This is a genomic window from Kribbella sp. NPDC051952, from assembly GCF_040680855.1.
Lineage (GTDB): Bacteria > Actinomycetota > Actinomycetes > Propionibacteriales > Kribbellaceae > Kribbella.
In genome coordinates this window covers 212,462-228,540 of record NZ_JBFAXQ010000005.1, presented here as the reverse complement: position 1 = coordinate 228,540, position 16,079 = coordinate 212,462, and the positions used below count along the sequence as shown (strand labels likewise).

The 16,079-nt window shown below is 68.4% G+C and carries 17 protein-coding genes; 11 read left to right on the top strand and 6 right to left on the bottom strand.

Annotation, left to right across the window (positions count from 1 at the left end; all coding sequences use genetic code 11):
• Nucleotides 1-95: 95 nt before the first annotated feature.
• From AB0L70_RS12540 to AB0L70_RS12525, 4 genes are read left to right on the top strand one after another with little or no spacing between them, the layout of a single operon-like run.
• Nucleotides 96-1,331 carry a hypothetical protein gene (locus AB0L70_RS12540; RefSeq protein WP_363683095.1) on the top strand — a complete coding sequence of 412 codons (1,236 nt, stop codon included), beginning with the start codon at nucleotides 96-98 and terminating at the stop codon, nucleotides 1,329-1,331.
• On the top strand, nucleotides 1,328-2,581 hold the full coding sequence (locus AB0L70_RS12535) for an extracellular solute-binding protein (RefSeq protein WP_363683093.1): 1,254 nt from the start codon (nucleotides 1,328-1,330) through the stop codon (nucleotides 2,579-2,581). The genes AB0L70_RS12540 and AB0L70_RS12535 overlap by 4 nt, the downstream gene beginning before the upstream one ends.
• Nucleotides 2,578-3,624: a sugar ABC transporter permease gene (locus AB0L70_RS12530; protein ID WP_363683091.1), complete on the top strand. Its 1,047-nt coding sequence runs from the start codon at nucleotides 2,578-2,580 to the stop codon at nucleotides 3,622-3,624. Before AB0L70_RS12535 ends, AB0L70_RS12530 begins: the two co-directional genes overlap by 4 nt.
• Nucleotides 3,621-4,433: a carbohydrate ABC transporter permease gene (locus AB0L70_RS12525; protein ID WP_363683089.1), complete on the top strand. Its 813-nt coding sequence runs from the start codon at nucleotides 3,621-3,623 to the stop codon at nucleotides 4,431-4,433. Before AB0L70_RS12530 ends, AB0L70_RS12525 begins: the two co-directional genes overlap by 4 nt.
• On the opposite strand, the gene AB0L70_RS12520 is transcribed toward AB0L70_RS12525, so the two are convergent.
• From AB0L70_RS12520 to AB0L70_RS12495, 6 genes are all read right to left on the bottom strand, one after another.
• Nucleotides 4,434-5,066, bottom strand: coding sequence for a response regulator transcription factor (locus tag AB0L70_RS12520; protein ID WP_363683087.1), 633 nt, complete (start codon nucleotides 5,064-5,066; stop codon nucleotides 4,434-4,436). It abuts the gene before it with no gap.
• Nucleotides 5,059-6,294: a sensor histidine kinase gene (locus AB0L70_RS12515; protein WP_363683085.1), complete on the bottom strand. Its 1,236-nt coding sequence runs from the start codon at nucleotides 6,292-6,294 to the stop codon at nucleotides 5,059-5,061. The genes AB0L70_RS12520 and AB0L70_RS12515 overlap by 8 nt, the downstream gene beginning before the upstream one ends.
• 25 nt (nucleotides 6,295-6,319) lie before the next feature.
• Nucleotides 6,320-7,090, bottom strand: a complete 771-nt coding sequence (locus AB0L70_RS12510) for an ABC transporter permease (RefSeq protein ID WP_363683083.1) — start codon at nucleotides 7,088-7,090, stop codon at nucleotides 6,320-6,322.
• Nucleotides 7,091-7,996: an ABC transporter ATP-binding protein gene (locus AB0L70_RS12505; protein ID WP_363683081.1), complete on the bottom strand. Its 906-nt coding sequence runs from the start codon at nucleotides 7,994-7,996 to the stop codon at nucleotides 7,091-7,093.
• A gap of 122 nt (nucleotides 7,997-8,118) precedes the next feature.
• Nucleotides 8,119-8,457 (bottom strand): STAS domain-containing protein, encoded by a 339-nt coding sequence (locus tag AB0L70_RS12500; RefSeq protein WP_363683079.1) that lies wholly within the window; start codon nucleotides 8,455-8,457, stop codon nucleotides 8,119-8,121.
• A gap of 49 nt (nucleotides 8,458-8,506) precedes the next feature.
• Nucleotides 8,507-10,294, bottom strand: coding sequence for an AMP-binding protein (locus AB0L70_RS12495; protein ID WP_363683077.1), 1,788 nt, complete (start codon nucleotides 10,292-10,294; stop codon nucleotides 8,507-8,509).
• Between the two features lie 105 nt (nucleotides 10,295-10,399).
• On the opposite strand from AB0L70_RS12495, the gene AB0L70_RS12490 reads away from it, so the two are divergent.
• The 7 genes from AB0L70_RS12490 to AB0L70_RS12460 all read left to right on the top strand — a co-directional run bounded on the left by AB0L70_RS12490 (nucleotide 10,400) and on the right by AB0L70_RS12460 (nucleotide 15,985).
• Nucleotides 10,400-10,870, top strand: coding sequence for a polyketide cyclase / dehydrase and lipid transport (locus AB0L70_RS12490; protein WP_363683075.1), 471 nt, complete (start codon nucleotides 10,400-10,402; stop codon nucleotides 10,868-10,870).
• Nucleotides 10,871-10,874: 4 nt separating this feature from the next.
• On the top strand, nucleotides 10,875-11,309 hold the full coding sequence (locus AB0L70_RS12485) for an SRPBCC family protein (RefSeq protein ID WP_363683073.1): 435 nt from the start codon (nucleotides 10,875-10,877) through the stop codon (nucleotides 11,307-11,309).
• A gap of 4 nt (nucleotides 11,310-11,313) precedes the next feature.
• Nucleotides 11,314-12,630, top strand: a complete 1,317-nt coding sequence (locus tag AB0L70_RS12480) for an ArsA family ATPase (RefSeq protein WP_363683071.1) — start codon at nucleotides 11,314-11,316, stop codon at nucleotides 12,628-12,630.
• Nucleotides 12,627-13,058: a hypothetical protein gene (locus AB0L70_RS12475; RefSeq protein WP_363683069.1), complete on the top strand. Its 432-nt coding sequence runs from the start codon at nucleotides 12,627-12,629 to the stop codon at nucleotides 13,056-13,058. Before AB0L70_RS12480 ends, AB0L70_RS12475 begins: the two co-directional genes overlap by 4 nt.
• Complete coding sequence (locus AB0L70_RS12470; RefSeq protein ID WP_363683067.1) at nucleotides 13,049-14,020, top strand: ROK family glucokinase; 972 nt, start codon at nucleotides 13,049-13,051, stop codon at nucleotides 14,018-14,020. Before AB0L70_RS12475 ends, AB0L70_RS12470 begins: the two co-directional genes overlap by 10 nt.
• 112 nt (nucleotides 14,021-14,132) lie before the next feature.
• Nucleotides 14,133-15,275, top strand: a complete 1,143-nt coding sequence (locus tag AB0L70_RS12465) for an ROK family glucokinase (RefSeq protein ID WP_363683065.1) — start codon at nucleotides 14,133-14,135, stop codon at nucleotides 15,273-15,275.
• On the top strand, nucleotides 15,272-15,985 hold the full coding sequence (locus AB0L70_RS12460) for an endonuclease/exonuclease/phosphatase family protein (RefSeq protein WP_363683063.1): 714 nt from the start codon (nucleotides 15,272-15,274) through the stop codon (nucleotides 15,983-15,985). Before AB0L70_RS12465 ends, AB0L70_RS12460 begins: the two co-directional genes overlap by 4 nt.
• The last annotated feature ends 94 nt before the right edge of the window (nucleotides 15,986-16,079 follow it).

The following is a 16,079-nucleotide window of genomic DNA, read 5'->3' as shown; positions in this document are numbered from 1 at the left end:
ACTATAGCGGTAAAACTCGACGGCCAGAAGGTATTGACCGAATTGTTCTAGGTCTCTAGTTTTAGCGCTAATATCCGCTTTCTCCGGGAGTCCGTGTGCTGACAGTGAACTCGGCCGACGCCTACGTCGAGGACGCCTTCGCGTGGGCCCGCAAGCGAGCGCTGGACTGGGTCCGGACGGACGCGGCGCCCGGCAATCTGCCGTCGTACTGGGCCGGCTATCCGTCCCGGGAGATGTTCTACTCGCGCGACGTCTGCCACCAGGCGACCGGTGCGCACCTGCTCGGCCTGGACACGGAGAACTTCGCGATGTTCCGGCACTTCGCCCGTTCGGCCACGCCGGCGCGGAAGTGGTTCCCGATCTGGGCCTTCCACTTCGACGGGCGCATCGCCGCCCTCGACTACCACCACGACGAACACTTCGTCCGGGAGATCCCCGCGGTGTTCGACCTGGCCTACCGGGCGCTGGAACAGTACGACTGGACCGGCGACCGGCAATGGATCGACGACCCCGACCTGGCCGGGTACTACCGGCACACGATCGGCGAGTTCGTCGCCGCGCACGACTCCGACGGCGACGGCCTACCGGAGGCAGGCGGGACCGGCGACATCTTCCTCGGCACCGCCACCTACAACGAACAGGGCGAGGCGCCGCTCATCCTCGCCGGCGACGGTCTCGCGTCCCAGTACGCCGTACTCCGCAAACTCGGCCACCACGACCAGGCCGACCGGATCCAGGCGACGTACAACGAGTGGTGGAACGGTGAGTCTTTCGCTCGCGGGATCACCAAGGAGGGACTGGACTTCGGCTGGGGCCTGGAGTCGCACACTCTGGTCCCACTGTTCGGCCTGAGCGGGACCGGCGAGCGGAACGAACGGTTCCTGGACTACCTGGAAGCGCAGCTGGAGATCGCGCCGCCGTTGAACATCGAGTCGTTCAGCTACTACCCCGAGGTGTTCTTCCAGCACGGTCGGGACGAGTCCGCGTGGCGCTGGACCAAGCACCTGATCGACAGCCGGGACGACTACCCGGAGATCTCCTTCACCGTGGTCCGGCACCTGGTCGCCGGACTGCTCGGGCTGCAACCGGACGCGGCGTCGGCGGCCCTGAGCATCGAATCCCACCTGCCCGCCGAGATCGACGCACTCACCGTCGACCACCTCCCGGTCGGCGGCTGGGACCTGCGCATCAGCCAAGAAGGCCGGCACACGACCGAAGTCACCGTGAACAGCGGACCGGGTCCGCTCGCGGTGACGGTCAATGACCGCACCGAAATCATCGAGCCCGGTCGGACCGCCCGGGTCACCACTCCGACGAAGGACGCCTCATGAAGCATTCCTACCGCCTCCTCCCCGCCGCGGCCGCGCTCCTCCTGGCCGCCGGTTGTGCCACCGGAAACCAGCCCGCCGCCAACACCGGTGGCGACGGCGGGTCCGCCGACATCAGCTTCTCGTTCTGGGGAACGAACTCCGAGGCCGCTTCGCTGAAGGCGATCGCGGCCGCGTTCGAGCAGGCCAACCCGGGCGCGAAGGTGACCACGAACTGGATCCAGGCCGACTACGAGCAGAAGCTGCAGACCTCGATCGCGGCCGGGACCCAGTCGACGGTGATGGAGATCAGCAACACCAGCCTGGCCGGGTTCGCGCCCAGTTTCGCCGAACAGTCCGTTGACCCGGGCAAGTACGTGCAGCCGAACATCTCGTCCGCGCTGCAGTTCGAGGGCAAGTACTACGCGATGCCGTTCGCGGCCAAGCCCAAGGTGATGGCGGTCAACGTCGACGCCTTCAAGGCCGCAGGCGTACCGTTGCCCAGCGCAACGACACCGATGACGCTGGACGAGTTCAAGGCGACCGCGGCGAAGCTGTCGCACGGTGACGGCAAGGCTCGCGTCTTCGGCTCGAGCAACCTCTGGTACCGGGGCTGGCTGACCGCGGCCGGCGGTGGCTACTACAACGCCGACGCCACCGAGTGCACCTTCGGCGACGAGACCGGGGTCAGGACCGCGCAGTACGTCGTCGACCTGCAGAAGGACCGTACGGCGCCGACGTCGGTGGACGTCGAGGGCCAGGACCAGGCGCAGTGGTTCGCGGCCGGGCGGCTGGCGACCTTCAGCGACTTCGGGCCGTGGACGGTCGCGGACTTCGCCAAGATCAGCAAGCCGAACTGGACGCTGGTCCCGGTGCCGGGCAAGGGATTCCCGATGGAGGTCGACGGGCTCGGGATCTCGAAGAAGGCCGGTGGCAAGCAACTCGAGACCGCGAAGAAGTTCGTCGAGTTCGCCAGTACGCAGCAGGTCGCTCAGGACAAGCTGATCCAGGGGAACACGGCGCTCGGCGTACCGATCATCGCGGCCTCGACGCCGACGCTGGAGAAGGTGCTGCCGGCCGATCGCAACCTGGCCGCCTTCACCACCGCGCTGAAGAGCGGTCTCGTCGGCGTTTCCGTCGCGCGTGAGGCGCAGCTGTCCGGTGACGCGGACAAAGGCATGACCAGCTACACCCCGCTGGGCACCGGCAAGGACGACGTCGCCAAGATCCTGCCCCAGCTCGCCGCCAAGTGCACGCAGGCCCTGAAGAAGTGAATCCCACCATCGGCTGGATCCGCACCCTCGCGGAATCCTGGGGCGTCCCGACGGCACTCGTGCCGCTGGTCCCGTTCCTGCTCCTGCTGATCGTCCTGTACGCCGTCATCGGACTGGCGGCGTACGGGGCGCGGCGGAAGTGGCCGCGGGCCGACAAGACGATCGCGTTCTGGCTGTTCGTGTCACCGTGGCTGATCGGCTTCGCGCTGTTCACGGTCGGTCCGATGGCGTCGTCGATCTACGTCAGCCTGACTTCGTGGGACCTGATCACGCCGCCGAAGTTCGTTGGCCTGGCCAACTACACCGAGGCGTTCCAGGACCCGCGGGTCGGTCAGGCGCTGAAGGTGACCCTGCTGTACGCCGTGATCAGCGTGCCACTGCAGACCGTCCTGGCCTTCGTGGTCGCGTTGCTGCTGAACACCGATCTGCCCGGGATGCGGTTCTTCCGGACCGTCTGGTACCTGCCGAGCCTGGTGTCCGGCGTGGCCCAGATGGTCTTGTTCCTCTGGGTGTTCAACCCGCAGTACGGACTCGCGAACGACGTACTCGGCCGGATCGGGATCGACGGGCCGGCATGGCTCTACGACGCGTCCTGGGCCCTGCCGACGGTGATCCTGATGAGTCTGTGGACGGTCGGCGGGGCGATGGTGATCTACCTGGCCGGGCTGAAGGACGTGCCGGCCAACCTGTACGAAGCGGCGGCACTCGACGGCGCCGGACCGCTGCGGCTGTTCTGGCACGTGACGCTGCCGCAGTTGTCGCCGATCATCCTCTTCAACGCGCTGACCGGCATCATCGGGTCACTGCAGGTCTTCACCCAGGGCTTCATCACGAACGGCGGTCCGAAGGACTCCTTGCTGTTCTTCGTCTACTACCTCTACGACAACGCCTTCAAGAACTTCCGGATGGGGTACGCGTCCGCGCTGGCCTGGATCCTGTTCGTCGTCATCCTCGCCCTGACCGCGGTCACCCTGCGCGGAAGTGCCTTCGCCGTGTACTACGAGACCGAGCAGTCCACCCGTAGGAGGAGAAGAGCTCGATGAGGCGAAGCATCAGCTTGTACGTCGTCCTGGCCCTCGGGTCACTGGTCTTCGTCTACCCGTTCCTGTGGATGATCGCGACCTCGCTGCGGTCACTCGCCGGCGTCGGAAGCTCGGGCGCGAGTGTGTGGCCGCACGAGTTCCTGTGGGGCAACTACACCCGGGCGGTCACGTCGTTCCCGTTCTGGCGGTACGCGCTCAACTCGGTCCTGACCACCCTGATCCCGATCATCGGCACCGTCTTCTCGTGCTCGCTCGCGGGCTTCGCGTTCGCGCGGTTGCGGGTGCGGTTCTCCGGGCTGCTGTTCGGTGTCGTCCTCGCGACCATGCTGCTGCCGGGGGAGGTGACGATGGTGCCGCAGTTCATGCTCTTCAACAACCTCGGCATGGTCGACACGCTGTACCCGCTGATCCTGCCGGCGTTCTTCGGGTCGCCGTTCTACATCTTCCTGTTCCGGCAGTTCTTCTCCCGGATGCCGTCGGAGCTCGCCGATGCCGCGGTGGTGGACGGCTGCGGCTGGTTCAAGACGTTCTGGCTCGTGTACCTGCCGCTGGCCCGGCCGGCGGTTGTCGCCGTCTCGATCCTGCTGTTCATGGGCTACTGGAACAACTTCCTCGGCCCGGCCATCTACATCAACTCCGACCAGTGGAAGACGCTCCCGCTCGCGCTGGCCGGCTTCCAGTCCGTCAACGGCACCGACACCCCGTTGCTGATGGCAACCTCAGTCCTGATCACGATCCCGTGCCTGGTCATCTTCTTCGTCGCCCAGAAGCAGATCACCAACGGCATCACGTTCAGCGGCGGCAAGTGATCAGTCGCGGCCGAGGATGCCCAGTTCGTAGCCCTTGGCAACTGCGGCGGCACGGTCGTTGACGGCGAGCTTGGTGAAGAGGTGGCTGAGGTGCGTCTTCACCGTGGCCTCGCTGATGAACAGCTCTCTGGCGATGTCGCGGTTCGAGGTGCCCTTGGCAACCAACGCCAGGACCTGGCGCTCCCGGGCGGCCAGGGGACTCGGCGCCGGCGTACGGACGGCGGAGACCACTCGGGAGGCGACGGCGGGGGAGAGGACCGTCCGGCCTTCGGCTGCCTCGCGCACTCCGTTGAACAACTCGTCCTTCGGTGCGTCCTTGAGCAGGTAGCCCGTCGCGCCGGCCTCGATCGCAGGCAACGTATCGGTGTCGGTGTCCCAGGTGGTCAGCACCAGGATCTTCGCGCGGGCCCCAAGACGGGTCAGCTCGGTGATCGCCTCGACCCCACCGCCACCGGGCATCCGCAGGTCCATCAGGATCACGTCGGGGTCGTGCTCGGCGGCCAGCGCGACCGCCTCGACGCCGTTGGACGCCTCGGCGAGCACGGTGAAACCGGGCACCGACTCGAACATTCCGCGGAGGCCGTCGCGGACGACCGGGTGGTCGTCGACGAGCAGCAGTGAGATCTCATTCATGGAGCACCAACGGTACGCGTGCCGACACCGCTGTACCGGAGCCTGGTTCGGCTTCGACGGTGAGGGAGCCGGCGATGCGCTCGGCGCGGGCTCGCATCCCGTCCAGGCCGAAGCCGCCGGTGCCGGTGCGTTGGGGAACGGTCAACGGGTCGAAACCCTTGCCGTCGTCGCGGATGTCCAAGGTGACCTCACTGTCCATGAAGCTGAGGGTGACGCCGACGCGCGTGGCGGACGCGTGCTTGGCCACGTTCGCCAGCGCTTCTTGCGTGATGCGCAGAATAGTTGCCGACACCTCCCCATGCAGATGCTGCGCCGTCCCCGTGAGGGTGAACTCGGCGCGTACGCCGGTCCGCTCGGCCCACTGGTCGACCGTCTTCTGCAGGGCCTCGGGAAGGCCGTCGTTCGAGAGGCCGATCGGTGCGAGGTTGTGGACCGACCGGCGGGCTTCGCTCAGGCTGTGCCGGGCCAGGTCGGTGGCACGGCTGACGTGCTGCTCGGCGGTGGCCGGGTCGGAGGTACTCGTGACGGCTTGAAGCTGGGCGATGATGCCGGTCAGGCCTTGCGCGATGGTGTCGTGGATCTCCGCGGCCAGGCGCCGGCGTTCGTCGGCGATACCGGCTTCGCGTGCCTGGACCAGGAGTTGGGCGTGCAGAGCCGCGTTCTCGTCCCGGGCCTGCTCGAGCTCGATGATCGTGGTGGCCCGGGCACGGGACCGTTCCTCCTCCTGCTCGGAGAAGTGGGTGACGAGCGTCAGGATCACGTTGTTGGCCAGCAGCAGGCAGCCGAACACGACCCACCGCATCGTGTCGCCGACCGGTATCCCGCTGGTCTGCGCACCCGCGACCGGGATGGAACAGGCGAACCAGGCGAACCGGCGCCAGCGCTTGCCAGGGATCAGCTCCTCCGCGTCGAAGTAGCCGGCGACGGCATAGAACGCGAAGAACGGGTTCGCCAGGGTGAGCGCGAGGCCGATCGCCCAGCGGACGGCGAAGTACGCCACCGAGATGCGGCTCGGGCCCCGGCTGGTGCGATCGGTCCAACTCCACCAGACCTGGAGCACGAGTGCCGCGGCGACCAGAGCGGCGGCGGTGATCCGCCGTTCGGCAGTCGGCATGACCAGCCCGGCGGTGGCTGCCGAGAGTACGGTGCCCACGAGGAGCAGGCCGTACGGCTGCCATCTCCGGAAAGCCTTCTGCCGTCGCTCCAGGTCCGCGTCCGCCGTGGTCACCCACCCAGTCTGCACGACCGGTCTCCTACTCCCAGCGGAACCAGCGTGTGGCCGCCACGGACAGGACGATCGCCCAGGCCGCGAGTACGCCGAGGTGGGACCAGGCCGGCCAGTCTCCGGCCGCGGCCTGACCGAGCGCCCGGGCCGCCGCACCGAAGGGGGTGAACTCGACGATGTGCCGCAGGACATCCGGCATCGACTGCACCGGCAGCCAGACCCCGGCGCAGAACATGCTCGGGAAGAACACCGCGGATCCGATCGCGCTGGCGATCTTCGCCGTACGGGCCAGGGCAGTCACCAGCGCACCCAAGGAGAGCGCGACGGTTGCCGTGAGCAGGAGTGCCAGCACGTAGCCGAAGCCTTGCGAAGGCAGCTTCACGTCGAAGGCGAGCCGGCCGATGGTGAGGCAGACCAGCACCGACACCAGGGCGGTGGCGCCGTTCAGTCCCATCTGCGCGATCAGCAGGGCGGAGGGACGGACCGGGGTCGCCGACATCCGGCGTAGGATGCCGCGTTCGCGGTACCCGGTGATGACCGGCGGCATCGTCTGCAGGCCGGTGATGATCAGCGCGACGAGCACCAGCACGGGCACGTACAGGTCGATCAGCCGAAGTCCGCCGAGGCCGGCGTCGGCCTTCCGGAACGCCGGGATCGAACCCAGGATCACCAGCAGCACCGGCGGGAAGCCGAGGGTCCAGAAGAGGATGCCGGGTTCGCGGCGGAACAGCTTGGCTTCGGTGCGCACGACGGCGGCGAAGGGTGAGGTGCGGTTGGGGGCAGTGGCAACGGTGGTCATTTACTTGGCTCCGGTCAGGTCGAGGAAGGCGTCGTCCAGCGTGGCGTCGGTGACCCGGAGCTGGTGCGCGGTGATGCGGCGGCGGGCGAGCAGCGAGAGGACCGCGTTGACGGTGTCGTCGGTGCCGCCGAGGGTGATCCGGCCGTCCTTGTGCTCGACGGACGCGAGCGCCGGCAGTGCGGCCAACTCCTCGTCGTCGAGGGGTTCCGACGGCGTGAACGAGATGACGGTGGATCCCGCCGTACGGCTGATCAGGCCGTGGGGTGTGTCGAGTGCGGTGATGCGGCCGTTGTCGATCAGGGCGATCCGGTCGCAGAGCCGCTGCGCTTCCTCCATGAAGTGCGTGACCAGGAGGACGGTGACGCCGCGGGCGCGGACGTCCTCGACGATCTCCCAGGTGTCGCGGCGGGCGCGCGGGTCGAGGCCGGTGGTCAGCTCGTCGAGGACGACGACCTTGGGGTTGCCGATCAGTGCGAGCGCGATGAACAGGCGCTGCTTCTGGCCGCCGCTGAGGGTGCCGAACCGGCTGTTCAGCTGGCCGGTGATGCCGAGGCGCTCGGCGAGCGGGCGCCAGTCGGCCGGGTTGGGGTAGAGGGCGGCGTACAGCTCGAGCGCCTCACGCACGGTGAGTTTGGCCTGGAGCTCGCTCTCCTGCAGCTGGGCGCCCAGCACCTGGGTGACCGCGGCATGATCGGCGATCGGATCCAGACCGGCGACCCGGATCCGGCCGGCGTCGGGGACGCGCAGGCCCTCGATGCTCTCGACGGTGGTGGTCTTGCCGGCGCCGTTCGGGCCGAGGATCCCGAAGATCTCGCCCTCTTCGACGCTGAACGACACACCGTCGACGACCGTCCGGCCGCCGTACGACTTGCGCAGGTCACTGACTTCGACAACAGCTTTGCTCATACCAAGAGCTTCGCGGAGCGGGCCCTCGTCCCACATCGCCCGGGAAGCTCGACCGGGCATCATCCATCTGGCTGATGCGCCAGTACAACTTCAGCCCAGTACAACCTCAGCCCAGTACAACCTCAGCTGGGCCGGTACGCCGGGAGCGCCTCGGCGAGGCTCCCGTAGGGGTTGGGTATCAGGTCCATCAGCCACCTCGCGGCACCCGATGTCCGCAGCCAGCCACCGTGCTCGACGGCCAGCTGATGAGCGCTGGCGAGGACGGCGATTCCGGCCGGCTCCATCACCTTCACGCGACGCAGATCCACCACCAGCTTGGGCAGCTTGGTGGTGATCACATGCCGGAGCTCGGTCTCGAGCGTGGGTACGGCGACGACGTCGACATCACCGTTGACGCGCACGATCGCGCAATCTCCGACGGCACTCCACTTGCAGACAAAGGGCGGACTTGCTGAATCCATGTCCTGACCTATACCCACCTTTATGCGTTCGTTACCTTATCCGGAGCGTTTACTTCGCGTAGAGCGCCTCGACGTCGGACTCGTGGTTCTTCATCACGATGTGGCGGCGCAGCGAGAGCTTCAGGGACAGCTCGCCGGACTCCTGGGTCCAGTCGGTCGCCAGGATCGAGAACTTCTTGATCGACTCGGCGTGCGACACCGAGTCGTTGGCCTCGTTGACGGCCTTCTGGATCTCCGCGATCAGGTCCGGGTCCTCGGTCAGCTCCGCGATCTCGGTGGGCTTCCCACGCTCGGTCGCCCACGGTACGACGTTCTCCGCGTCGAGCGTGATCAGTGCGGCGATGAACGGCTTGCCGTCGCCGACCACCATGCACTGGCTGACCAGCGGGTGCAGGCGGATCTGGTCCTCGAGCGCGGCCGGCTGGACGTTCTTGCCACCGGCGGTGACCAGGATCTCCTTCTTCCGGCCGGTGATCTTGATGAACCCGTCGACGTCGAACTCGCCCAGGTCGCCGGTGTGGAACCAGCCGTCCGCGTCGATCGCGGCCGCGGTCGCCTCGTCGTTCTTCCAGTAGCCCTGCATCACCTGGCCGCCCTTGAACAGCAGCTCGCCGTCCTCCGCGACGCCGACCGACACCCCAGGAAGCGGCCGGCCGACGGTGCCGATGCGGATGTCGTCGGGCAGGTTCACCGCGACGGCCGCGGTGGTCTCGGTCAGGCCGTAGCCCTCCAGGACCGGTACGCCGATGCCGCGGAAGAAATGCCCGAGCCGGTCACCGAGCGGTGCGCCGCCGGAGACGGCGTACTTGACCTGACCGCCGAGGACGTTGCGGAGCTTGCCGTAGACGAGGCGGTCGAACAGTGCGTGCTTGGCCTTCAGGCCGAACGACGCGCCACCCTTGTCCTGCGCCCGCGAGTACGCGATCGCGGTGTCGGCCGCGGCGTCGAAGATCTTGCCCTTGCCGTCGGCGTGCGCCTTCTGGCTGGCGGAGTTGAACACCTTCTCGAACACCCGCGGCACGCTCAGGATGAAGGTCGGCTTGAACTCGCCGAGGTCGGCGACCAGGTTCTTCACGTCGGCCGTGTGGCCGATCTTGACCCGCTGCATCACGCAGCCGACCTGGATGATCCGGGCGAACACGTGCGCCAGCGGCAGGAACAACAGTGTGCTCGCGCCGCTGGTGTCGAACAGTTCGTCGAGGATCTTCACCGCCGGCGTGAGCTCGTCGAGGAAGCTCGAGTGGTTCAGCCGGCAGCCCTTCGGGCGTCCCGTCGTACCCGATGTGTAGATCAGCGTGGCCATGTCGCTGGGGACGACCGCGCCGCGGCGCTTGTCGAACTGCGCGTCGCTGACCTCCTGACCGAGGACGGTCAGCTGCTCGACCGCGCCGGCCTCGATCTGCCAGATCTCCTGCAGGGACGGCGCCTCCGACCGGGCCGACTCGATCACCGCGCCGAGGGCGGCGTTCTCGGCGATCGCGACGACCGCCTCGGAGTCGGTCAGGATCCACTGGATCTGGGACGCCGACGAGGTCTCGTAGATCGGCACCGTGACCGCGCCGATGCTCCAGATCGCGTAGTCGATCAGGGTCCACTCGTAGCGGGTCGCGCTGAGCAGGGCGACCCGCTCGCCGTGCTTCACGCCGGCCGCGATCAGGCCCTTCGCGACCGCGGTCACCTCGCGGGCGAACTCGGCCGCGGAGACGTCGAGCCAGCCGGTGCCGGTACGCCGGCTGAACACGGCAGTGTCAGGATGGGAGGACGCGTTCGCCCACACGGGGTCGCTCAGACTTCCGGTGGGTGGCTCGGTCACAGCAGGAACGGTGTACTCACGCATCCGCGTCTCCTCGGTCGGTCACGAGTTGTCGGCTTCCGGCGCACGGTACAGTCACCTACCCACAAGTAGCCAGGTTTATGTGACCCAGGGAACTAGGTTCAAGCCATGCCCACGCTCGACATCAGTTGCGACGACTTGGTCGTTGCTGATCCAGCCTACGTCGCCGAGCGGCTCGGCTCGGACACCCTGTGGCGCGAGTGGTGGCCGGAGCTGACCCTGACCCCGGCCGAGCGGCGCGGCCTCGAGGGCGTCCGCTGGAACGTCACCGGCGCCGCCATCGGTACGGCGGAGTGGTGGCTGGAGCCGGTCCGCGACGGGGTCGTGGTGCATTGGTATCTGCGCGTCGACCCGGCCGGCCGGGTCCGCGGCCGGGCGCTGGCCAGGCTGAAGGAGCGGTACGTCGAGTCCTACCGGGAACACCTGTGGCGGTTCAAGGACGAAGCCGAAGCGGGTCGTCCGGCGGGCGAGCAACGTCCTGGATCCGAACCCGCGATAGTCTCCGGGGAGGACACCGAACCGGCGTCCGGCAAGGCAGTCGGCGAGCCCAGTTCGACCCGTTCCACAACGAAGAGGTGAATCGATGGCGGAACAGACCACCTCGACCATCGTGGTGAACGCGACCCCCAAAGAAATCATGGCGGTGATCGCGGACTTCCCGGCGTACCCGGAATGGGCCGACTCGATGCGGGAGACCGAGGTGCTGTCCACCGACGAGGCGGGCCGGCCGAAGCAGGTCCGGTTCAAGGTCGACGCCGGCGCGATCTCCGACGAGTACACGCTGGACTACCACTGGTCCCGCAACGAGGTGACCTGGACGCTGGTCGAGGCCAAGATGGTGAAGGGGATGGACGGCGCCTATGTACTGCGCGACCTGGGCGGCGGCGAGGGGACCGAGGTGACGTACCGGCTGGCTGTCGACATTGCCATCCCGATGATCGGGATGCTCAAACGCAAGGCGGAGAAGGTCATCATCGACACAGCCCTCAAAGGGCTGAAGAAGCGCGTCGAGTCCTGATCCAGTGACTCGGGTTCTGCTGTACACAGGTAAGGGCGGCGTAGGCAAGACGACCTCCGCCGCGGGGACCGCCACGCTCGCCGCGTTGCGCGGGTTGCGCACGCTGGTGCTGTCGACCGATGCCGCGCACTCGCTGTCGGACGCGTTCGACTCCGAGGTCGGCCAGGAGCCGACCGAGATCGACGACCTGCTGTTCGTCCAGCAGATCGACGCGCAGCGACGGTTCGAGCGGTCGTGGGGTGACATCCAGACGTACCTGCGATCGGTGCTGCACATGGTCGGGGTCGACCCGATCGAGGCCGAGGAGCTGACCGTGCTGCCGGGTGCCGAGGAGGTGCTCGCGCTGCTCGAGGTGCGCGACCATTTCCGGTCCGGGCGCTGGGACGTGATCGTGGTGGACTGCGCGCCGACCGCGGAGACACTGCGGCTGCTCGCGCTGCCCGAGGCACTGAACTGGTACCTCGACCGGATCTTCAACGCCGAGCGCAAGGTGATGCGGACCTTCCGTCCGTTCCTCAGCCGTACGCCGGGCATCCCGATGCCGGACGACACGGTCTTCGACGCGCTCCGGCGACTGCAGAGCGACCTGTCGGACATTCGCACGCTGCTGGCCGGACCGGACGCATCCGTGCGGCTGGTGCTGACGCCGGAGGCCGTCGTGGTCGCCGAGGCACGACGGTCGCTGACCACACTTTCGCTGTACGGCTATCGCGTCGACGGCGTGGTCGCGAACCGGGTGTTCCCGGCCGCGGGCGCGGACAACTGGCGGCGTCAGTGGGTCGCGGCCCAGCGCGGGATCCTCGAGGACGTGGCCGACTCGTTCCGGCCGCTGCCGATCTGGGAGTCGCCGTACCGGGCCTGTGAGCCGGTCGGCGTCGAGGAGCTCGCCGCCTTCGCGGTCGAGATGTACGGCGGCGACGATCCGTTCGCCCGGGCCACCGACGAGACGTCGCTGTGGGTGGATCGGCACATCGATACCGATGGCCGGACCTACACGTTGACGATGCCGTTGCCGTTGGCATCCGCGAGTGAGCTGGAGCTGGCGCGGCACGGTGACGAGCTGATCATCACGGTCGGGTCGTACCGGCGCGTGCTGCCGTTGCCGGCGGCACTGGCGCGGGGTGTGGTCGCGGGTGCGCGGCTCGACGACGGACGGCTGCAGGTGCGGTTCGCGCCGCGGGAGACCGCGCGGCCGGTGAGTTCTGAACTGCCGAGTGGGAGTGGGCCGCTGGAGTCCGCGCAGGAGCTGGCGCAGGGCCTGACGGCCGAGTACCACCTGGCGCACCACGGACACGAGGCCGCCATCGGGGAGGGCCGTTGAGCAAGGACCCGGTCGGCTCCGTCGCGGAGGAGGCGGCGAAGCTGTTCGCCGTACTGCAGCAGGCGGCCGACACCACGCGTACGCCGCCGGCCGGTTCGGCACCTGAGGCGGAGGCAAGACCTGAGGCGCACGAGCACACGCATGACGACCGGCTTGGGCCGGACTGTGTGTGGTGCCCGGTCTGTCAGCTGATCAACAAGGTGCGGAACACGAGCCCGGAGACGATCGAGCAGCTGTCGACCGCTGCCGCGCATGTCCTGGGCTCGGTCAGATCATTGCTGGAAGCGGCCGCCGAGGCTGCCCGGCAGACGCGGGAGGACGCAGCGTCGCGGCCCGCGGCGAACGAAACCGTGCCTGAGGAAGATGGGCCGGTCCGGTCCCGGGTGGACCGGATCGACGTGAGTGAGGACCCCGAGCCATGGGACTGACGATCGGCATCGATGTCGGCGGAACGAAGATCGCGGCCGGGGTGGTCGACCCGGACGGGACCATCGGGGCCCGCACGCATCGCGACACCCCGGCGGACTCGGTCGACGCGACCGCGGACGCGATCTGTGACGCGGCCGCCGAGCTGATCGCCGCGCACGACGTGGAGGCGGTCGGGATCGGCGCCGCCGGATTCGTCTCGTCGGACCGGTCGACCGTGCTGTTCGCGCCGAACCTGGCCTGGCGGGACGAGCCGCTGGGCGCGCGGGTCGCGGAGAAGCTCAATATCCCCGTGGTCGTGGAGAACGACGCGAACGCGGCGGCCTGGGGCGAGTTCGCGTTCGGCGCGGCCAAGGATGTCGAGCACATGCTCTGCCTGACCATCGGCACCGGGATCGGCGGTGGAGTCGTCATCGACGGCGACCTGCTGCGGGGTGCACATGGTGTCGCGGCCGAGCTGGGCCACATGCGCGTCGTACCGGGTGGGCATCGGTGTGGTTGTGGGGCGCGCGGCTGTCTGGAGCAGTACGCGTCCGGGCGTGCGCTGGTGCGGGAAGGGCGCGCGCAAGCGGAGTCCGGTTCGCTCGCGGCGATGCAGATGCTGACGGTGTGCGGGATCTCCGACCCGGCCGAGTTGACCGGTCCGATGATCACCTCCGCGGCCGCTGGTGGAGATCCCTGTGCGGTGGAGTTGCTCGAGGACCTCGGGCGTTGGTTGGGCGAGGGGCTGGCGAGTCTCGCGACCATGTTCGACCCGACCACGATCGTCATCGGCGGCGGAGTGAGCGCGGCGAAGGACCTGCTGATGAAGTCGGCCCAGGTCGCGTTCGAGAAGAATCTTCCGGCCAAGGCCAACCGTCCGCACCCGACCTTCGGCCTGGCCGAGCTGGGCAACGACGCCGGCCTCATCGGCGCCGCCGACCTGGCCCGCCGCCCGGCGCCCGCTCCGGAGAAGACGAGGTGAGCGGCGCCTCGCCAGACCTCTCCAGAGCGGCATTCCGTCGGGGTTGTCCACCGGCGCGGGATACTGGAGGTAGTCCGGCGGGGGTCGGGGGTACGACGAGGAGGGTCGTCCGATGGCTCTGACGCAGGCTTTGACGATCGGGATCGACATCGGCGGGACCAAGGTCGCCGCCGGGGTGGTCGACCCGGAGGCCAACATCCTGGACCGGGTACGGCGGGACACGCCGACGACCGATCCGAAGGAGACCGAGGACGCGATCGCGGAGATCGTCCGCGACCTCGAGTCCCGGCACGACGTGATCGCGGTCGGCATCGGTGCCGCCGGATTCGTCGACGGGACCCGCTCGTCGGTCCTGTTCGCGCCACACCTCGCCTGGCGGCACGAGCCGCTGCGCGACGCGGTCGAGCGCCGGCTCGGCCTGCCGGTCGTCGTCGAGAACGACGCGAACGCGGCCGCATGGTCGGAGTGGCGGTTCGGCGGCGGTCAGGGCGAGAGCCACCTGGTCTGCGTGACGCTCGGCACCGGCATCGGCGGCGCCATCCTGAACGACGGCTCCCTGCAGCGCGGGAAGTTCGGTATCGCGGGGGAGTTCGGGCACATGCAGGTCGTGCCCGGCGGTCACCGCTGCGAGTGCGGCAACCGCGGCTGCTGGGAGCAGTACGCCTCCGGCAACGCATTGACCCGGGAGGCGCGCGAGCTCGCGTTGTCCGGGTCTCCCGTCGCCCACAACCTGCTCCGCGCGGCCGGCGGCGACCCGCGCAAGATCAACGGCCCGATGGTGACCGAGCTCGCCAAGGACGGCGACCCGGTCGCGGTCGAGCTGCTCGAGGACGTCGGCCGCTGGCTCGGCATCGGCCTCGCCAACCTCGCCGCCGCGCTCGACCCCGGCACGTTCGTGATCGGCGGCGGTGTCTCCGATGCGGGTGAGCTGCTGCTGGCGCCGGCCCGCGAGGCATTCAAGCGAACGCTGACGGGCCGTGGATTCCGCCCGGAAGCACGGATCGTCCGCGCGGTCCTCGGTCCGGAGGCGGGTCTCGTCGGTGCGGCCGACCTGGCTCGCGAAGAGGCCACCTGGTTGCGTCGCGTCCGGGTCAAGACGACTGCGGTCACCGCGAAGACCGCGGCCGCCCGGAGCCGCTCGACCCGCCTCGAAAGAGCGGCCCGCAAGTCGGCCAGTCGTCGTACCGGAATGCGCGCGGCGGCCTTCGACGACGACCTGCACCCGGTCGACCTGAACGGCGACCCTGAAGCATGAGTATCGGGCCGCCTGGTGGTGAGGCGGTGCTGAGAGTCCTGTCGTACAACGTGCATCGCTGGGGTGACGACCGTACGGCGCTTGCCCGGGTGGTGCAGGCGTGCGCGCCGGACGTGATGCTCGTGCAGGAAGCGCCGACCTGGTGGGGGACCAGGCGGAAGCGGCGCGCGATGGCGGCGAGCTTCGGGATGCGGTACGTCGTCGGCTCCGCCCGCAACGCGATCCTGGTTGCCGACGGCACCGATCTGACCGAACCGCTGCACTGGCGGATCTGGCGCCCGTTCGTCCGCCGCCGCCTCAACTTCATCGCGACCCAACTCCCCGGCGGCGCCGTCGGCGGTCAGATCACGCTCGGCACGACGCGCCTGGCCCTGGTCGTCTGCCATCTGGGCCTCCACATCCGCGGTCGCCAGCACGAGCTCGAGCAGGTCCTGAAGGGCTGCCGCTCGTTCGGTACGCCGTACCTCCTGGCCGGCGACCTCAACGAAGAACCCGACGGCCCGGTCTGGAAACAGCTCGCCGAGGAGGGCCTCACCGACCTGGGCGCCGACGCCGGGCCGACCTTCAGTTCGACCAATCCGCACAAACGCATCGACGGCGCCCATGTGACGCCGAATCTGGCCGGCCGCATGCTGAAGATCCCGGCCGCCTCGGAAGATATGGCCGCGGCTTCAGATCATCTGCCGATGCTGATCGAGCTCACTGCCTGAACTCGACCAGTTCACTTGGGAGGTTGATAGGCCTAGGTGAATTTCGAGCTCGATTGCCGTCGTGAGGTCTATGGCCAGTACCCGGTGCACACGT